The 19727-nt window shown below is 40.4% G+C and carries 18 protein-coding genes; 5 read left to right on the top strand and 13 right to left on the bottom strand.

All coding sequences use genetic code 11. The annotated features are described in order from the left end of the window. Nucleotides 1-37: 37 nt before the first annotated feature. The 9 genes from MHN32_RS14525 to MHN32_RS14485 form a co-directional block, all read right to left on the bottom strand. Nucleotides 38-1369 carry a S8 family serine peptidase gene (locus MHN32_RS14525; protein ID WP_239422194.1) on the bottom strand — a complete coding sequence of 444 codons (1332 nt, stop codon included), beginning with the start codon at nt 1367-1369 and terminating at the stop codon, nt 38-40. Nucleotides 1370-1508: 139 nt separating this feature from the next. Beyond that, complete coding sequence (locus tag MHN32_RS14520) at nt 1509-2042, bottom strand: tail fiber protein (RefSeq protein ID WP_239422193.1); 534 nt, start codon at nt 2040-2042, stop codon at nt 1509-1511. 11 nt (nt 2043-2053) lie between these two features. After that, nucleotides 2054-2578 carry a tail fiber protein gene (locus MHN32_RS14515; protein WP_239422192.1) on the bottom strand — a complete coding sequence of 175 codons (525 nt, stop codon included), beginning with the start codon at nt 2576-2578 and terminating at the stop codon, nt 2054-2056. Nucleotides 2579-2589: 11 nt separating this feature from the next. Continuing rightward, nucleotides 2590-3114, bottom strand: coding sequence for a tail fiber protein (locus MHN32_RS14510; protein WP_239422191.1), 525 nt, complete (start codon nt 3112-3114; stop codon nt 2590-2592). 9 nt (nt 3115-3123) lie between these two features. Further along, the gene (locus MHN32_RS14505; RefSeq protein ID WP_223192109.1) at nt 3124-3417 is read right to left on the bottom strand and encodes a hypothetical protein; all 294 of its coding nucleotides are present in this window, start codon (nt 3415-3417) and stop codon (nt 3124-3126) included. Nucleotides 3418-3536: 119 nt separating this feature from the next. Continuing rightward, a complete protein-coding gene (locus tag MHN32_RS14500; RefSeq protein WP_010605252.1) occupies nt 3537-4046 on the bottom strand; it encodes a GNAT family N-acetyltransferase in 510 nt (169 codons plus the stop codon). Nucleotides 4047-4064: 18 nt separating this feature from the next. Continuing rightward, entirely contained in the window at nt 4065-5372 is a 1308-nt protein-coding gene (locus tag MHN32_RS14495) for a class I SAM-dependent methyltransferase (RefSeq protein ID WP_239422190.1), read from the bottom strand. A 59-nt stretch (nt 5373-5431) separates the two neighbouring features. After that, nucleotides 5432-6049, bottom strand: coding sequence for an aspartyl/asparaginyl beta-hydroxylase domain-containing protein (locus tag MHN32_RS14490; protein ID WP_010377783.1), 618 nt, complete (start codon nt 6047-6049; stop codon nt 5432-5434). Between the two features lie 98 nt (nt 6050-6147). Next, nucleotides 6148-6879, bottom strand: coding sequence for a hypothetical protein (locus MHN32_RS14485; RefSeq protein WP_211865754.1), 732 nt, complete (start codon nt 6877-6879; stop codon nt 6148-6150). Nucleotides 6880-7135: 256 nt separating this feature from the next. On the opposite strand from MHN32_RS14485, the gene MHN32_RS14480 reads away from it, so the two are divergent. The 4 genes from MHN32_RS14480 to MHN32_RS14465 all read left to right on the top strand — a co-directional run bounded on the left by MHN32_RS14480 (nt 7136) and on the right by MHN32_RS14465 (nt 13947). After that, nucleotides 7136-10972 (top strand): TOMM system kinase/cyclase fusion protein, encoded by a 3837-nt coding sequence (locus MHN32_RS14480; RefSeq protein WP_239422189.1) that lies wholly within the window; start codon nt 7136-7138, stop codon nt 10970-10972. Nucleotides 10973-10982: 10 nt separating this feature from the next. Then, entirely contained in the window at nt 10983-11231 is a 249-nt protein-coding gene (locus MHN32_RS14475; protein ID WP_010605248.1) for a hypothetical protein, read from the top strand. Between the two features lie 185 nt (nt 11232-11416). Then, a complete protein-coding gene (locus tag MHN32_RS14470) occupies nt 11417-12355 on the top strand; it encodes a hypothetical protein (RefSeq protein ID WP_239422188.1) in 939 nt (312 codons plus the stop codon). A 2-nt stretch (nt 12356-12357) separates the two neighbouring features. Then, on the top strand, nt 12358-13947 hold the full coding sequence (locus MHN32_RS14465) for a hypothetical protein (RefSeq protein WP_239422187.1): 1590 nt from the start codon (nt 12358-12360) through the stop codon (nt 13945-13947). Nucleotides 13948-14078: 131 nt separating this feature from the next. Here the strand turns inward: MHN32_RS14465 and MHN32_RS14460 are convergent, their stop codons facing one another. Next, on the bottom strand, nt 14079-16262 hold the full coding sequence (locus MHN32_RS14460) for an OsmC domain/YcaO domain-containing protein (RefSeq protein ID WP_239422186.1): 2184 nt from the start codon (nt 16260-16262) through the stop codon (nt 14079-14081). 262 nt (nt 16263-16524) lie between these two features. On the opposite strand from MHN32_RS14460, the gene MHN32_RS14455 reads away from it, so the two are divergent. Continuing rightward, nucleotides 16525-17427, top strand: a complete 903-nt coding sequence (locus MHN32_RS14455) for a phytanoyl-CoA dioxygenase family protein (protein ID WP_211865762.1) — start codon at nt 16525-16527, stop codon at nt 17425-17427. A gap of 81 nt (nt 17428-17508) precedes the next feature. Here the strand turns inward: MHN32_RS14455 and MHN32_RS14450 are convergent, their stop codons facing one another. The 3 genes from MHN32_RS14450 to MHN32_RS14440 form a co-directional block, all read right to left on the bottom strand. Continuing rightward, a complete protein-coding gene (locus tag MHN32_RS14450) occupies nt 17509-18117 on the bottom strand; it encodes a GNAT family N-acetyltransferase (RefSeq protein WP_239422185.1) in 609 nt (202 codons plus the stop codon). A 128-nt stretch (nt 18118-18245) separates the two neighbouring features. Beyond that, on the bottom strand, nt 18246-18839 hold the full coding sequence (locus MHN32_RS14445; RefSeq protein WP_102057926.1) for a sulfotransferase family 2 domain-containing protein: 594 nt from the start codon (nt 18837-18839) through the stop codon (nt 18246-18248). A 70-nt stretch (nt 18840-18909) separates the two neighbouring features. Then, nucleotides 18910-19572, bottom strand: a complete 663-nt coding sequence (locus MHN32_RS14440) for a hypothetical protein (protein WP_102057925.1) — start codon at nt 19570-19572, stop codon at nt 18910-18912. Nucleotides 19573-19727 lie beyond the last annotated feature (155 nt).

Below are 19727 nucleotides of genomic sequence, written 5' to 3'. Positions count from 1 at the left end.
TCCAACTTGTTGTGTTATCAGTAGCTAACACAGCCGTTTAATTACTTTGCTTACTCTGGTTGTCCAGCTTTAAACCAGACACTTGAGCCAACTTTTGCTTGACTTTAGTTGCCGGTAATTCAGGTTCCGCGGCCAACAGCAGTGCAATCATGCCCGTGCAATATGCCGCTGCGTAAGAAGTACCACCAAAACCACTGTATGCATTATTTTTCGCAGTTACCTTGGCGCTGTAACCTGGCATCCAAGCACTTACCGATTTACCAAAGTTACTGAAGCTTGCCGGCATACCACCACTATTCATTGCGCCCACCACCACCGCAGACGCAATACTCGCCTCTGTGCTATTTGCTTTAATCATGTTTCCGCTGTTTCCGGCGGCTATAACTACCAGCGCACCTTTACCGCCTCGGCCGGTTTGTGCTAAGCCATCAATGGCATCTTTTATTGGTTCTAGTAGCAACTGCGTTTGCCAACTCATATTAACAACATCGGCTTGCGCCAGTTGCGCAATATGTAACGACTCCAATGTATGGCTTGTCCAGCTTTTTGTTTGCCTTATTGCAATAAGCCCTGCGTCGATTGCAAGGCCCGATATTTCAGCTGGCAAAGCGTCATTTGCTCTGGCAAAGATCACTCCGACTACCTTAGTACCATGTTTATCAAAGCGGCTTTGCGGCTGTACGTCCTTGACTCTTCTTTCAATATCGTAGGTGAGTAATACCTTAGTTTTACTTAAGGCCTCATGTTTTAAATCAAAGCCATCATCGATAACAACTATTTTTACTCCCTCACCTTGAGTCAATTGTTGTAGCTGTTTTTGCCATTTCTCTAACTGAAATAAACGAAAAGGTAAGCCTTTCATAGAACCTGATTTCGACAAGGTTTTTGTTAACCATTGAGACGCGTTATGATTTTCAACTTCGAGCTTACTTTTTATTTGTAAAATATCTGGTTGGGCATATATTACCCCCTCCAAACCACTGGCAATCGCTAGTGCAGCAGTTAAGCGCTTTGCGGACGCGTCCTTTAGCGATACCACCATAAACTCGTGCTCTGCAAATGGCCCAAAGGTGGCTAACTGACCCACCTCTATTTTTTGTTTTAAGGCGTTTGCAGCGTCACCGCCCATCCCAGCCTTTATTTTTATGATTATTCTGTTATTCAGCTCTACCAATTGTTCTGAATTAGCAAACTTATACACACTCTTAGGTTCAGCGCTTCTCTGTTCAAGCTTTATCTTGTTGCCAAAATTAACAAACTCAATTCCCTGTGCATTCGTCGTACCAATAGATAAAACAACAAATATAAAGCACAACACCAGCTTTAATCTTGTTAGATAAAAAAGCTGACAAACCTCTTTTTTACACATTGGTTACCACTCTTACAAACACCAAAGTAACTTACTAATTTAAAAGCTATAATAACACTCAATTACCGCCGTAAAATATAAGTATTAGTAAGGACCAGCACCAAACCAATCTCTTACCAATACTTTGCGCCTTACTAAGCTAGTTCCTTGGTGGAAATGTGCCATCTAGTGCCAATGCAAACTGAATCGCCAAAAATGGTTGGCGGTTTTCATGCCCAGCATTTGCCATGCCATTAGTACCAAGCGCAGCATAATCCATCTCTATCTGATTTTGCGCATTAGGTTCATTATCATAAGCAGTAAAGCCTGTAGACTGAGCGAGTAGATTCCCCTGCCCCGTATTAACCGTTCCGGCTAATGAAGTCGTACCATAAAAAGTATGGGTATGAGCAGGTAAGTTTGACTCATATAGCACAACTTCATTTTCGCCTTGCTTTTCGGTTAACCAATTTGGTGTCAAGCCAGGACCTGTCCCCGTCCCCATCGGAACTCTACATTGTAAATTTGGCACCCCCATCGTGGTGCGACAATCACCACCAAAGTTACAGCCTATTACCGCAAAAAGTGCTGAATTTTGCGATATAGGTAGTAGCTGTCCTCCACAACTGGTCCACCACTCAGGTGTAAAATTGCAGACAAACATTCGAACTTCACCTAAAAAACAATCAGCCATTATTCTTCTCCTTAATTTCTAGGTGGATATATGCCATTTAGGCATATGATAAAATTAACCCCAAGGCTAGGCATTTTGTTTTCATGAGCCTGATTGCTTCCCTTGGAGGCAATGATGCCGTCATACATAGCTGAAGGACCATCACCATGCTGGGCCGTTGCTGGTTCACAGTACATATCAGCTTTACCCAACACTTGCCCACCAGGGCTTGTACCCGTCGCGGTGTTGTTACTTACCTGAAAATTATGGCTATGCGATGGTATTTGACTGATATTTAAGGTGACCGTTTCTACCCCTTTCATTGTTCCTATCAGTGTTGGCGTTAATCCGGGACCACTGCCGAACCCCATAGGTAATCGACCTCGCATATCAGGAAACCCAAAACTACTTCTACCATCTCCACCATAAGTATTCCCAAGCAAAGAGAATAACGCTTCATTCCCTGTAATTGCAGTGATCTGCCCATAACAAAACGCCCATTTAAATGGCGAGTAATTGCCGGCAAACATCGTTATCTGTCCAATAAAACCTTCCATTTACGACCTCCTTAGTTTCGGCTCGGATAAATGCCAGTGAGTGCAATGGCAAAGTTAAGGGATAAGCTGGGCTGCATATTATAGTGGCTCTGACCGCTACCAATGCTTGATACCGTGGAGTCTGAGGTATTTACCAAGTTCGATGCTGCTGCATATATAGGCTGAGCCGTCTGCGTCGCCATTTGGTTTGGTCCCGGAACGTTAGCAAGCGTAAAGTTAGCCGTTTTCGTACTTGCTTGCACATCGTGGGTGTGTGCAATATTTGCTAAGGTTAACGTTACGTTTTCAGCGCCACCAGCATTGCCTCTATCGTAACTAGCGTTTCCTAAGTCACCAAGCCCCACCGGCACTCTGCCACGAAAGTCTGGTAAACCAAAGGTTGTTCTACCATCACCACCATACGCGGTGCCGGTGAGAGAATAAAGCGCTGGATTTTGGCTAATTTGAATTAGCTGACCATTACATAAAGACCAATTTTTAGGTGCCCAATTGTAGCCATAGAGGGTAACCTGTCCAATATAGGGTTCTGACATCATTAAACTCCTTTATGCTTCTTTTTTTATGCTGATAATTATTTGATACTTGTCTTTTTCGTATGCAGATAAAAACAGTGGCATTTCACCCAGCTTTTGATGCTTTAATGTATACGTATCATCAGTAAGCGGAAAATTTGATTTGGCGGTTAACGTTACAGAAAATCCTTCAAATTCATTACTGTTTAGCTTGCACTCATCAATAGCATCAACTTGCAACTCGTTTAGCTTATGCTTGCCATCGGCCGTAAATACTTCAACATCCTGACCGATTAAGTCTTCAAATAAACTACTAGTTAGTTTCACAACACTTGCTCCTTTGCTCATTAAGTTAGACTCGCTCTTGTTAACTAAAAAACAGTTATTAATACCAATGATCAAGCGAGGCGCTTTATTACCTTTCGTTTATTACCCCTCTTTTTAAATTAACCTAAAACTATATTCCTCAACGCTGGCGGATACCAAATTAGTAACTCATAAGGAGCCTTAACTGATTCAATTTTAAAGCCTAGCTTTTGATATAAACGCTTTGCATCGTAATTATTTTGCAATACCGACAGAGTCATCGGCACGCCGGATTGAGCAGCAGCTTGCTGGAAAGATTGAACAACTGCTGCACCGAGCCCTAATCCACGAGCTTGAGGTATTAAAGCAATTTCTATTAATCTCACTTCATTATTACCAAAGTCAATTGTCGCCTTGCCTATTCGCTCATGGTGTTTTTCAATAATGAAATACATAGCGTTTGGAAATTGATCTCCATAGCCATTACTTTGCGCTTTAAACTGCATTTCAATAATTGACTCTATAAAATCCTTATCTCCATCAATCAACTGCAAATCTTGCCGAGTGCTATGGTGTAAGCTTTCCAGAAAGCCTTTATCTTCTGGTTTTGACGGTCTAACATATAAACCATCTGGAGGCGTAAACTTCATCACTCTTACCTTTATATTTTAACTATAAAAACCAACTACTTTTCGATTAATAGCACCAACTAATTTATCATCAAGTCGATTACCAATTTTATCAAGCAGCCAAAACTCAAATTCCTCAAACAACCTAAACCGATACAAGGCTTCTAAAACCAATTCTAAACTTAACTCAAGTTCACCCCATATTTGTGTATCCAAAGACCACTCACATTCATGGTTGTTAATATCAAGCTTATTTACTTTATTTAATTGGCATTTAACGAAGATACGTTTAATTTGGAAAATTCCAGACTCACCCACCTCATGATAAGCGGGAAGATTTGGTAAACTTTCATCAGGGAAGCTAAAGATGAACTCAGGTATTGGATCGTTAATATACTCAAAAGTAATCCGATCACCGGCCTTTAGATTTTTATCTTGGTACTTAATTGGTAAATTCAAGCTGCATTGGTTTTCGGTGAGTCTATGCTCCCTATAGACTTTGATTTCCGTTTTCAATTCCAGTGTATGATAAACTTTCCCGCAATCCGGTACCTCAAACGAACCAGATAAAACATCTAGGTTATTCTCATTGAGTGCGCTTGCTGTGTTTTTATCGAGACGGAAAAACGAACCAAGCTCAGCTGGGTTGACTCTTTGCTCACTTTTCGTCAGAGAACTTGGATTGCATAGCCAAGCAGTAAGCTCAATTTCTTGAGGTATGAGCTCTCCATCTGGCTTTAAAAACTGTTGAAGGTGACTAAAAATCCATACTTGAGGCTCTCTGCGTAATAAGGTATTCATGGTCTCGGAAATAATGAGATCAAACTCTATTGGTTCTTCAGGTAGCCAAGTTGTTGCATCTGCGTGCACTATACGTTTCACCATATGAGCGATATCAAGTTTAGTTACCAGCTCATGTATTGCTTGCGTATTTTCTGGATGAATATCTAAAAGTGTTACTGAGACTGGACTCGTTTTGTGGAGCGCGAGAAAAGGTAATAGTAATACACCATATGGCCCGGTCCCTGCGTAGAGGATATTTATATTATCTTGCTGATTGATTTTGTCTCGTATCGCGCTCGCAACGCCCTGCATAAATATCTGACTACGTAGCGTTTCTAGTAAACATTTAGCTGCCTGAACAGGTGAAATCGCGACCCCTTTGTCAGTGTTTATATCAGACCAATCATTCATATCGAAGTCAGTGGATACGCCTGTTAGTTCAGCTAGAGCCTCAGACATAGATAATGCGTGAGGTCTATTTAACCCAGCATCAATATCATTTAGGAGCAAAGCTTGAGAGTGCTCTAGCAATTTTTTTACTTGGTACACGCTGCCAGACGTCATTACAGATCCTTCAACCTATTATTTTTAAATCGCTTGCTAACGAAACACACTGCATTTTTTTAGCTTGTATACTCTTCACAAGGAACGCCCATTGACCCTGACTGGCAATCTAATAACCAATCATTTACTTTGCAATCAATAACGATATTGACTCTATCAAGGTTTCCTCGGTTAGCGACACTGTGTATTTTGTCCGCATTTATGTACCACACCTCTCCTTCTTTCATTGGTACTTGCATACCATCAACGACAAACTCAAGAGCAGTGTCGATGACCAAAGGTATATGAAGTCTTGCTTCACCATTTTCGATACAAAGGCCGCCATCTCTGTGAGGTTTTATAAAAGCACCTGCTTTCAATCGCATGATTCTTACAGAGAGAACTTCACAGGGGAAATTATCAACGAATGATTTAAGTAGCGGCTTTTCTTCTAATATAGGTAAGTTTTGCCAGTGAGTGCCTGACTCAATCGCAAAGTTTTGTAAGATCGGGTGAGCAGATAAATGCTCTGACAAACAACGCAACGCAACTACGTCCCACCCGCCGTCGTAATTTGCTTTATTTACATGGTCAGTCCAGGCCAGCTCATTCAGCGTCCCAAGCTCGTCGAGTACTTGTTGATGTTCAAGAAAAATTGGAAGCTTAAAATAAGCTAACCGTTCCTTACTATATGGCATAACCATCCTTAAGTTCACAGATAACTAACCTAACGTAACTCAAGCTCCAAACTGCTTAAGTGGCAAAAAAGTAAAATCCGATCAAGCCCTTACTCAGCTTAGTCCACCTCGATAAAATTGCGAATATTTTGATCTAATTTCCATTGGCGATCTGAAAACTTCCCACCATTGATAATAATCTGATTAGCGCCATCGATACTTGTAACTGTGCGTTTTTGCTTTTGACTCAATGTATAGTTTTTTAAAAATACTCCATTGCTTTCAAAAACTTTGATACTAGAACTGCCAGAATTCAAAACAAATAACTGATTAGACTTACCAATGGTGATGCTCTTTGGACCATTAAGTTGATAGTCTTGCTCAATTCCGAACTCACCAAAAGTGCCCACTATTTCACCGCTAAAGTCGGCTAACACTATGTGGTGCTTTCCAGGTTGCAATAAATAAAGCTGTTGTTGTGTCGGATCTACAGCAAAATCTTTAAGATCGCTAATGTATTTAGGTAAAGGCAATTCATTGGAAGCAGGGTTACCCTGGGTATCAAAAACCCTGATCACCCTCTCATGTTCGAAGTAAACGTAGAGAGAATCTCCGTAACGCCTAATTATATTGGCTCTTTTTTTAAAAGAAACTCGTTCCCCTGAAGGGCTTAGAACATCCCTGATAGGTACTTGAATACCTAGTTCATTCAATAGATTTTCAGGAAGCCTTTCCGTTGTATCTTTTGATACTCCAGAAGCAGTGAAGCTTTGTCTAGCAAAACTAACAGGAGGCAAGACTGATGCAACCGTGAGTGCTGCACCAGCAAACATAAACGTTCGGCGTTTCATTCATTTTTCCTTTTTATTCTTATAGGTAAAGTATGCCAACTTTTTCGAGCAGAAGGAATTACACTCCATTACAAGCAATATTCCAAAAAACTCACCCAAATAAAAATAGAATATTTTCAAATACTTACAAAATCCCACAGTCAACCCAGACTGTTAATTATCCAATTTTAAAAAACAATTAAAATTCTCATGCTAGACAAGTATTTACATTCCAATTACCCTATACCATTAACAAAAAATAAGAATTAGTAATCATATGTCTCTGACACAGTTTTCGGATAGCCATATTGTCGATGTATTCCAGTCTGACAAATACCAACTACTTGAAAAAATTGGAGAAGGTGGATTCGGTAAAGTTTTTAAGGCGCGCCAAATAAACACAGGGCAAATCGTTGCACTAAAATTTTTGGCGTTAGAACCACAACTAGAAGCGACGAAAAAACAAAGATATGCAGAACGTTTCAATCGTGAAACCTTACTTTGTAGTCAATTAAACCACCCAAATATCGTACGATTATTAGATAAAGGACAATTAAATGAAAATTTAATGTTTGGAGTCTTCGAGTATGTGGAAGGACAAACATTAAGGGACTATCTAAGTCAAAATGGCGCGATTGATTCTGTGTATGCAACCGACATCATGTTGCAGGTGCTAGATGCACTTATTCATGCCCATCAACAAGGCATTATTCACAGAGACATAAAACCAACCAATATTATGCTAAGCCAATCTGGTGCTAAGACTTACGCCAAAATACTTGATTTTGGTATCGGTACACTTGCGCAAGAAAGCCGCCAACATGACTTTGAAACAATCACGCTTACGCAAGAAACATTGGGCACGCCTTCTTACAGCGCACCAGAACAATTACGTGGCGAGCCAGCTTCTGCCAAATCAGATCTTTATGTATGGGGTCTAGTATTCTTAGAATGTTTAACTGGCGTGCCTGCGGTAACGGGCACTAGCGTCGCATCGATTTATCACAAACAATTAAGCGATGTACACATTCCAATTCCAAGCGCCCTACTTGGCCACCCCCTTGCGGGACTGCTTAGGCGTGTACTCAATAAAAGTGCGTTGGAACGTGTGATCACTGCAACCGAGGCATTTTCTGAACTTGCTCGGATGAACGTATCGAACCTTGTTGGTGTGCTAAATGATGTTAAAGCCCAGCATGGTTACGACGAAACCACAGTAATGATCCGTGATGACGATCCTAATCATCGCGCCATTCAAGAATATACTGCGCTTACCGAACGCAAACAGCTAACCGTTCTTGCGGTAAGGTTAAGTGTCAAAGCACTCGACAACAATGAAAAAGACTTCGATGTCATAGACACGGTTTATAAATCTCAACGCAATCACTTTATTGATATCGCGACTCGTTACGGCGCTTATCATGTGGGTAATCTCGCCGATACCAGTTTGTTTTATTTTGGCTACCCCGTTAGCAGCGATAATGATGCGCGATTATCTGCCCGTACCGCACTTGAAATGATAAGCGAGCTTGCGAAGCGTAACGCGCTAATGCAAGAAGCTCACAGAGTCGCGCTTAACGCCCATATAGGCATTCACACTGGGATATTTATTACCTATGCTAATGCCGTACCTGAAGGACATCACGCGAATATTGCAGCAGCACTCTCCCGTGAAGCTGGCGAGCGCCAAGTCTTATGTAGTGCAGAGTCACGCTCACTCCTTGATGCTTTTTCTGAATTCAATCTGTACGGCCAAGTACAAATAGGCCCGTTATTTGAACTAACGCCGGTTTATAACTTGCAAGGAGAACGTCGCATCGAAGCATTTGGCTTTATGCGTGGTACAAAGAACCATCACGAACTTGTTGGTCGTCACCTTGAGCTTGAACAGACACTTTCACTCATTAATAACGAGGTCGAAGGTGCAACCCGCATCGCTCACATTCATGGTGAGGCTGGCATAGGTAAATCTCGGCTGCTGCAAGAAATTCGTGCTAATGCACCGCAATATCAACATTTAGTCGCCCAGTGTTTACCAGAGCATCAAAATAATGCTTTGTATCCAATTTTAACGCTGGTCAAGTATCTATTTAACACCGAGCAGCTAGATGCTCATTCAGCCAATACCGTTTTTAGTTATGTATTATCCAACATGGATAGTAAGCTCGATTTAGCACAAGCTATCCCTGTGTTGCTAGTTTGGCTCAATATCTCACTTGATGATGAAATCACGCCTTCTACACTTTCTCCCGATGAGCAAAAGCAAGTGTTGTTTAAAGGGCTTTGTGCATTGTTATTGTCAAATCGCCATGGACTCAGCAAGTTTAAGCTTTACATTATCGAGGACATTCACTGGGCAGATAGCACCACCTTAGAGTTTTTACATCACTTTGTCGGTGCGCTCGCTTCAGGTGATGTTTTACTAAGCACTTCAAGACAAGCGGTACCAACTCAGTTAAAAGACCTCACCTTAGTGGATGTTTGTCTGAAAAAACTAACCGAAAAAGCCACAGAAGATTTTATCATTAATTTGTTTGATGGCCGCCGAGTGTCAGAGCAAGTTCTCAAATTACTTACCAGCCGCACCGACGGGATCCCGCTATTTATTGAAGAACTCGTCAACATGCTTAAACAAAAGGCATTAGTTGGAGATAAAGGCGGAGAGATTGACTTCCTCGCACCAGATAAACTTGACCATGTACCTACGAGTTTAAGAGAGTCATTACAACAAAAACTAGATAGCCTCAGTCACGCCAAAGAAACAGCCCAACTAGCAGCCACAATTGGCCGAGAGTTTGAATATGATTTACTCGTTGCGGCATCTTCTTTAAGCGAAAACCAGATCCAAAACGACTTAAATGAGTTGATAGCAAACGACCTTATTGTGCAGCAACGTCGTGTTGATAACGATAGCTATATATTTAAACACGCTTTGGTACGTGATGCTGCCTATGAAAGTATGGGTAAGCATGAATCGCATGCACACCACATGAGTATAATTGAGGTACTCAACAATACAGGAATGAGCCAAAAGCAACCACTGCTTACAACCCACCATTTAGCAAAAGTGGGAGAGCATGATGCGGCTGTTGAATTATTACTAACATCAGCAAAAAGCGCCGCTGCGATTTATTCTGTCGCAGAGGCCAGTATTTACTATGCAGAGGCATTGAATTTCTTCCAAAATGGTTTAATCGATAATCAGCCTTTACTCCATAAGATTAAAAATGCACTTGCCTCATCTAGGATTGCATACAATGGTTGGCTAGATACGTTGGCAAAAAAGCACGTGCTTCAAAATATCAGTGAACTCGCCACAATTTTAGACCCTAAAGAGCGCTTCATTACGATGAGAGGCGAATGGCTGCACGCCTACGCTACCGGTGATATTTTAAAAGCTCATAATATAGGATTACAGCTGCACGAAAACAAAAGCGAATATCCACCTCACCAACACCCAGTGATCTTCGAGCTTTTATCGCAATCCTACTTTTCACTGGGGGAGTTTGACAAAGTAATAGCGCTTGTCGATACGTTACCAAAAGAAGGCTTTTTCGATAATAGCTCTCAAGCCATAACTGATAATTACGGCTTTTGTTCTGAACTCACTTGTATTGCTTTTAAAGCTCTATCACAGTTGCTCACTGGTAAGGTTGATTTGGCACAAAGCGCTATGAATAATTTAGCTGAACTTTCCAAAGATATAAATATAAATGATATTAGCTCAGCAACAAATGGAATATGGGCGTGGTTTAAGCTAATACATGCTTCAATACAAAACGATTCCATTAATTTTAAAAAATATCAAGATGAAGCAAAATATTACTCATCAACAGGGGTAAGCCTTGCAAAAAACTCTAATAACGCTGGTTGGTTGGGTTATAATAATATGCTCAACTACTTGGCAAATTTAGATGATATAGGTAGTTTACAAGAATTCGAAGAAAAAATATCAAGCTTTGCTGGGTATCGTTCACATCGAACTTTTTATTATTACTTTTTATATAAAGTATTACTATTTAATAAAAACACAATGAAAGATGATGCTTATAATGAATACTTAAATGATAAGGCTAGCACTAAAACCTTATACCTCCAAAACTATGAAAATTAGGAAATGAAAAATGAGTGATAATACAAAACTACCAACCGGTTTAATCTCTTACATCTATAATGTAACTAACGATGAAGCTTTGAAACAACGAGCGACCGATAACTTGGCTGAAGTGATGGCTGAGTTTGATTTAACAGCAGATCAAAAACGCATTATTACTGAAATTTCTTTAGAGACTGGATTGACAGATGATCTGTGGGATCAACTATCTGCAGAACTAAGACCTGAAGTTCAACACACTATCAAAACAATTTGGTAATACATAGGAGCAGCGGGTGATTTTTAGCTTAATCAAGCGTGTATTTTTTTGTAGTGAAATTCTGTCAACGGTACAGGAACGATTTGGTTGTTTTACTTTGTAAAATTCTAATGTTATTAACATCAGAAACAGAACAAAAAATAGACCAAAAATTAAGTTAAATTGGTATTTCACCCGCATTCATCATGAAATATAGTAAAAGTGAGCTTTATAGCATTGCACTTGATAGTGAGGTTCAACATCTCAATCGCACAATAACGGAAAAGCTTCAGCCAATTGTAAATAGCATTCCTGAAAATATACATGCAATATGTTTTGAAAAGAGAATTGATCAGTTTGAAGAAGCAGTTGATTTCCTAGTATGCTATTACTGCTCTCCTCATAATTTAGATAGCGTTTTATCTTATATAAACCAAAAACTTCCAAATGAATACGCCCACAGAATAAACAAGTTTATAAAGAGGAGGAAGCTTTCTTCTACTTACAAACCTGTAAACTTAATATGGTTTAGCTTTGACTGGGAAGATGGTCGTTATAGCACAGTTCCAACATTTTGTATAAGTACACAACATTGTCAGTTTTCTGACTTCAGCCTATTAAGCGCATTTATAATTAACGCATCTGAGTTTTTAGCTCCTGAATTTTTAAATAAAACAAAAGAGTTACTTCCTAGTTTAGAGAATACTAGGATAAACCACTTCAGCTTTACATTTGGACGAAAGGAATTTAGAGCTAAATTCGTTTTTAAATTAGAAACATTGAAACTTCCCGGTTTACTCAAAGATCTAGACTGGAAAGGAAACTTATATCTACTGGAACAATTATTAAATGCTATTGTTCATGTATCAGATGAAATACAAGTTGGGCTTTCCTATTCAACGGAGTTGTCAGAAAAAATTGAAATTGAACTGCCTTGGATCACAAACCTTGACGAAAATTACCTACATGACAGCTTTTTGAGCGCACTAAGAAAAATAACAGACAAAAAATTAAGCACTAACTTAACTCCTTGGCTCAACCTGAAAGTACAAACTGGTTACTATATAAAAATAACCCTCACATCAACATCTGAATTTAATATCAAATCATATTTATATTCTTCACCTTATAAGAAAAGGAAATAACCATGAAAAGTGTAATAGCGAAGCTCTCTTTACTATTAGTAAGTACTGGTACTTTTGCTACTGAATACAGCATTTTTCCAGATTGGCTAGTCAAAGACGAATGCACATTAACTGAGCCCTTTCCTTTTCCTAGCGACTTGACTCAGCTAAAACCTTACCCTCTTGACGCATACAATAAGTTAGTGAAGTCATGTGAAAAGTTAAAACCCGTAAAACCCTCTGAATCGAAGAAGCTTGACTATTTGGATCATCGTTACGCACTATTTTCATGGTTGAGCTTTATTGCACTAAACAGGCAATTGGACGAAAACTATAAGCTCACACAAAATAATCTAAAAGTGTGTACTGCCGACTCAGGCGCCAACTGCCCGCTTCCACTTTGGATAAACTGGCGTGAAACCGAGACCATTTTCACAGTAGATGCAACGCCTCCGGTAAACTGGGATATATCCAAAAACTTTGCCATGATGCAGCCTTTATCTGCTGTGGAACAAGTTGCGCCTAAAAATGAACCGAAAAAACATGCTATTTTAACCGATCAAAAAAACAATCCTGTTTATTATCAAAAGTTCGTCAGTCCATATGTTTTCAATTTTATTACTAAAAACAAACTATATAGCATAGATGGCCAAATTGAATTCGCGAATAACCCGACTTATAGTTGGGCGTGCAAAAGTCAGCAGGCAAGTAATATGTGTATCAACATGAATACTATTGGCTTTTTAGCTTGTTCCGACAAATCTTCACTACCAACTTGTAACTTGCCACAAAACTTGACAAGTTTTGACCCTAAGCCGCCAGGCCTTGCTATAGAGATAAAGGTAGCTTGGAAATTGCTAGATGAGTCAGATGACCCTAGTAAATATATTCGAGCCAAACTACCCGTAAAGCGCTACAACCAGATACAAAATGGCGAAGCTGATTCATTTAAAATCGAAGAAAAAGAAGTTGGCGTTGTTGGATTTCATATAATGCAGAAAACTGGCACGTCTAGTAACTGGATTTACGCAACCTTTTCACATCAGAATAATGTTTGGGGCAACTCACCAACATTTTTCAACAAGCAATGCCCAACATGCGCAATCAATCATCCAGTAGGAGGCACTAAGCCTACTCAGGTGGTGCGATTAGAGCAAATATCACCTGTTGTTGAGCAAGTGAACCAGCATATTTCTAAGTTGTTTAAACAAGAAAACGCTGTCCTTCAATATTACAAACTGATTGGTACCCAATACTCAACTAATAACCGAAGTAAGCCAATGACTGATATTAACGGCCAAGCAAGTGATACGATTGAAACCAAACTCATTAATTATTCGGGAGGAATGCCTCACCCAGTTTATTTGACCAATGAAGTGATTGAGACATTTTTACAACTAGGAAACCAACCTCAAGGTAAAGAAGAAGCGCTTTATTATAAAAGCTCCTCTTGTATGAATTGTCATGCGGCAGGCGGGATCGCAACTGAATGCGATAAGAGTACTGGCAAACCAATATTTACACCACGTACAGCAGATTTCTCTTTTATATATCACGATGCAAAGACACAGTTTAAAAACCAAAACTGTATCAAAGAGGAAAAATCAAATTAAGGTTTTTAACCTGAGGTTCGGGGCTTAGCTACTACAGTTAATGTGTAACCACTAAATACACACCAGTCTATCAAACAGTAAAAGCAAGATAAGCAGTCATGCTATCTTGCTTTTACTTAGAAACATAAAGCTTAGCGCTGCGCTAATTTCTCTCTTGCTGCATGAAGCTTCTTATAACTTTCAATAAGACGCAGGTGCTTATCCAAACCTTCCAGCTTCATGTTAGTTGGCGTTAAGCCATAGAATTTCACATCGCCATTAATTGAACCAATAACCGCATCCATCACGTCTTTAGAGAACATGCGAGTAAAGTTATGAATGTAATCTTCAATTTCTAGCTCTTCATCCAACGCGACTTCAAGTGTGGCATGCATTGCTTGGTAGAATAAGCCACGCTCAACGGTGTTGTCGTTAAACTGCAAAAAGGTTTCAACTAGTTCAATAGCCGTTTCGATATCGCCAAGCGCTAGATAGATTAAAATCTTAAGCTCAAGAATTGTAAGCTGACCCCACACCGTATTTTCGTCAAACTCAACACCAATTAGGGTGATAATATCGATATAGTTATCAAGCTGGCTGTCTTCTAAGCGCTCGACCAAGTTAGCTAATGCCTCGTCATCTAGAGAATGGATGTTGAGAATATCTTCACGATATTGCAGTGCTTTATTGGTGTTGTCCCAAATAAGATCTTCGGCAGGGTACACCTCAGAAAAGCCCGGAACCAAAATACGACAAGCGATCCCTAAGTCTGTGAACTCCGCAATATAGGCTTCTTTACCTAACCCTTCCAAGATGCCAAATAACTTATCGCATTCTTCTTCATTCGTGCCTGTAAAATCCCACTCAACAAAGTCGTAGTCATGCTTCGTACTAAAGAAGCGCCATGAGATCACCCCCGTAGAATCGATAAAGTGTTCAACAAAATTCTCCGGCTCAGATACCGCCATGCTGTTAAACGTAGGTTTTGGTACATCGTTTAAGCCTTCAAAACTACGGCCTTGTAACAACTCAGTTAAACTGCGCTCAAGTGCAACTTCCAAGCTCGGATGCGCACCAAAAGAGGCAAATACGCCGCCTGTTTTAGGGTTCATCAGGGTCACACACATCACAGGAAATTGACCGCCCAGAGACGCATCTTTCACCACCACAGGAAAGCCCTGCTCTTCAAGCCCTTTTATCCCTTCAACAATACCTGGATATTTAGCAAGTACAGACTCTGGCACGTCAGGCAACACAATTTCCTGTTCGATGATTTGCTTTTTCACCGCGCGTTCAAAGATCTCAGATAAACACTGCACTTTCGCTTCAAACAGGTTATTACCAGCACTCATACCGTTACTTAGGAATAAGTTTTCTATTAGATTTGACGGAAAATACACGGTTTCACCATCTGAATGGCGAGTGTACGGAATAGAACAAATACCGCGCGCTACATTACCTGAATTTGTGTCGATTAGATGCGAACCGCGTAGTTCACCTTCTGGGTCGTAAATTTCACGAGTGTAGTCGTCTAAAATTTCAGTAGGAAGCGCATCATCAGCTTCGGGTTTAAACCACTTTTCGTTCGGGTAGTGAACAAATTCAGCATTTGCGATTTCTTCACCAAAAAACTGATCATTATAAAAGAAGTTGCAATTTAAACGCTCAATAAACTCACCAAGTGCTGAGCATAGCGCGCTTTCTTTGGTTGCCCCTTTACCATTGGTGAAACACATTGGTGAAGCAGCATCACGAATATGCAAAGACCAGACGTGTGGCACGATATTACGCCATGATGCAACCTCAATCTTCATGCCTAAATCCGAGAGGATCTTGGTCATATTTGCGATAGTCTGTTCCAGCGGAAGATCTTTACCTAGGATAAAAGTGCTGTCGCTTTCGCTGGTATCAACCATCAGCATAGCCTGCGAGTCATCTTCAAGGCTTTCAACCGCTTCCACTTGGAATTCAGGTCCTGTTTGGATCACTTTTTTAACAGTACAGCGATCAATTGAGCGCAGGATACCTTGGCGGTCTTTTTCAGAAATGCTTTCCGGAAGCTCCACCTGAATTTTAAAAATTTGGTTATAACGATTTTCAGGATCAACGATGTTGTTTTGCGCCACACGAATTCCATCCGTTGGAATGTCACGCGCATTACAATACACCTTCACAAAGTAAGCTGCACAAAGCGCTGAAGAAGCTAAAAAGTAGTCAAAGGGACTTGGTGCTGAGCCATCGCCTTTATAGCGAATTGGCTGATCTGCAATGACAGAAAAGTCGTCAAATTTGGCATCAATTCTGAGATTGTCGAGGTAATTTACTTTGATTTCCATAGGAAGGTTCCGGTGTGTTGCAATCGAAAACGCCAATTGTACTTGAGGATGCAAAGTGGTGCCAATGGAAGTTTCTGTTTATTCGAGTTGAGTTAATATAAACAAAATCCACAATGTAACCCACCGTAATTGCGCTAACTGGCATTTTACGACACTATAGTCAGTGCTGTAGCTGAGACAGACTCTATTGGCAGGCGAGTGAATATACTCGACAAACAACACTTAAGTCTGACAAGCAACAAAATAACTAGGAAGTACACGCATGACGATTGTGAGCAAAAGCAAACTCGATTTTTACAAAAACAACGGCTTCGTTTTATTTGAACAAACTTTACCCGACACACTGCTGGAAAAACTGAAGCGACTATCTAATGCGCTCGAGAGTAAAGCAAAACAAGCACAGCAAGATGGAAAAATCGCGACTCAATACCATTTATCAAATGAATCAGGTGAGCCAAAACTCTTTCGTTATAATGATTTGCTTTTTGAAGCGCCCGAGTTAATTATCGAACTACTCGCAACACCAGCAATGTTAGCGATCAGTGAACACCTTTGTGGTGTAGGCAGCGTTCCATTGCAATGTGACTTAGTCTGCAAATATCCACATCCCCACCCTCACATAGCTTGGCATCAAGATGCTCCTCATTCTCGTCATTTTGCATATTTAAATGTCGGTATCTATCTTGATGATGCGAATATAGATGACGGGTGCTTACGCTATTTGCCAAATTCCCAACACCAAATTTTGGATATTTATTCTCTCTCGAGCGAATATGGCTGGAACATTCCAGGGGTTGTACAGCAACCAGCTAAAGCCGGAGATATCTTAGTTCAAGACATGATGGTTTTACATGGCTCTGAGCCGAAACGCAGTGAAGGTCCGAGAAGGACAATATATGTAGAGCTTCGACCACTTGCAGGTGTCAATGAGAATCAAAGTAGTGAATGGGCTGAGCTTAGAAAGCAGTGGATGGCGCACGTTATTCAGGCTGCAGACCCAGAAGACGTACCTGAGAATTGGCTAGCCGTTTATGGTGAACCCAATTATGATTTGAATACGCTAGTAGAGCGTATCAAACAGAAACGAGAGGCCGTGATCCCAGCAGTTTGGGCACCGAAAATTGTTGAGCACCCAGACTATCCTACACCCGCCGACCTACGTTAGTCTGCATGAAGTAATTGTCACCGCTTATCGATGACAATTACCTCTGACCATACGGTGTTTGAAATTTTCTCTCACTTCACCTTAGCTAAAATCAAAAACACGATTTACTTCAATGCCATAGCACACTTCTTCAAACCTAAATCGTTTCATTGTTATCCCTTGGGCTTGGTCGAGGTTTACCGCCCCATGCTTTTCGTAAAAGCGTCTTGCTTGTTGGTTTTGTTCATAGATCCAGGTGTAAGCGCTTTGACAACCCAGCTCGTAAAGCTTTAACAAGCGTGCTTTCAACAGCGCCCTACCGAGCCCGCGGTTTTGGTGACTTGGTAAAATGTAACCACGATAAAGCTCGCCAGCATTCGTTCTCGATACTTTTTGGCTAACTGGGTTATACATTCGGCGATAAATCCCAGCAGCGCCGCAGCCTAATATTTTCCTGCCATCAGTCACAAGCAATGCTGTTTGGGTTGTCGAATTTTTGATAATCTCAGACCAAATAGTTGCAAAAAATTCGACGTTTCCCCTTTTTAGCACGTGCTCTGGTAAAAACCCGCTAAAGGCCGCTTGCCAACTCACCTTGGTGACTAAAGCCATTTCCTCTATATCTGCGGTGTTAGCAGTCTTTATGGTGATTTTTTCTGGCAGGTTAAATACGTCAACAAATGCCTTTTCATCTAACTCAGTGATATCCATATAAACACTCAGAAGCTCTTTTAAGTAACAATTAACACATTATTGTTACAACTTGTGATTTATACAAATATTTATTCCAATTTCCTTCTTGCTTGGATATTTACCGTTTTTCACAAGGCCGACCACTATCAAAATTTATACCCAAATTGATAAATATCATCTAGGAAAAGCTCCTCAGCCAATTTTAATGCTAAATCAGAGTAGTAATGACGGTAGTGCCTACTTGATGCTTGATTATAATAAGGTAAATAATAATCTTTGCTCCCCAACTTCCTTAAAATTCGCTTACTGTCTTTTTGATAGTTTTCAAAGCGGCAAATTTCATTAACGAGTGAATTTCCCAAATGGTCAGATAACTGGGACCATTGACTCCACGCTATTCCGCCGTGCTGCTCTGCAACCATCTCTTGTACAAATAGTTCAAACCTCTCTTTCTCTGCATAATGATGCTTCTCAGATACCGCTTCTGAGTGTAGACTTTTACCTTTCTCTAATAGTGAATACCAAGAAACGAGTCTTTCCCATGGGTTACGTACAAAAGCAAATTTAAACGTACTCTCAAACGCTTCCGGCAATGCCGCTCTAGCCTCTAGAAGCGATGCATGCTGGCTGCATATCATCCTTAGGTCTGGCGCCGTTTGCCTGAGGACACTACATAACGACGTACCGCCAGTGCGGCTAATATGGCAGAACAAAAAATTGTACTTTTTAGAATAAAACATAAGCCTCAATCATTTCAGACTACAAAATGCATTTTCTTCACTTTGTTAAAGCATCCTTGGTCAAGAATAACTACAAAGTCGAAATCAGGTCTCGCTGACTCACCTTACCAAGTTTAAGCTGTTCGTAAGAATGATAGATAGCCTTTTTGCTATCTTGCAGTCGCTGGGTAATGTCTTCACCTTCAAGTAGCGCCGCTTGCGCGGCTTCTAGCCTATCTTGCGTATCAGTAATAATTGCTGTTAATTTTGCTTTATCTGATCTAATTAGCGTACTGTCCTGCTCGACTTTTTGCTCAAGCATAGTTAACAACTCTGAGCGTACAGTTACCGTTTTATACTCTTTAAAGTCCAATCCCAGATGATTAAATAACAGTGCTTGGTTCATCTCTTCTGGTGCAATTTCTACTTCAATTGGCATCTCTACAATGTTCGTCATCATTTCACGATACATCTCGATGTTATATTCGCGGCTGCCTATTTTGTGATTCGAACTCACCAGAGCTTCATGGGCTAGCTTTTCAGCTTGCTCAAAATGCTTGGTAAGGTAGGTCGATTGGGTGTTGTTCGGGGCTTTTTCTTGAACGGCCTTTGCGGCTTCCATAAACGAAGGTGTTCCTGAATTTTTTGCCACTGAATTAGAAATGTCTTGATCGCTCACAGCATTATTGTTCTTTCGACTATAAAGATCGTTCGAACCATACATTTGTGAATAAGGTGAATTTTGAATGTACATACTCGCTCCTTGGTGCATTGGCTGTTCTAGTACAGCAATAAGTGCGCCAAGGAAGCGTTATTAACCTGATCTCGGGTTAGTTAGAGTCTTGAGAGTCTTTTATCCAATTTTTCGATGTAATCGGGTTTTACCAAACCAAAGTTTGCCGTTCAAGC

Origin of the sequence: Pseudoalteromonas sp. Of11M-6 (assembly GCF_022347905.1) — a bacterium.
Lineage (GTDB): Bacteria > Pseudomonadota > Gammaproteobacteria > Enterobacterales > Alteromonadaceae > Pseudoalteromonas.
The sequence above is the reverse complement of the archived record's forward strand: the minus strand, read 5'-3'. Positions and strand labels throughout refer to the sequence as shown.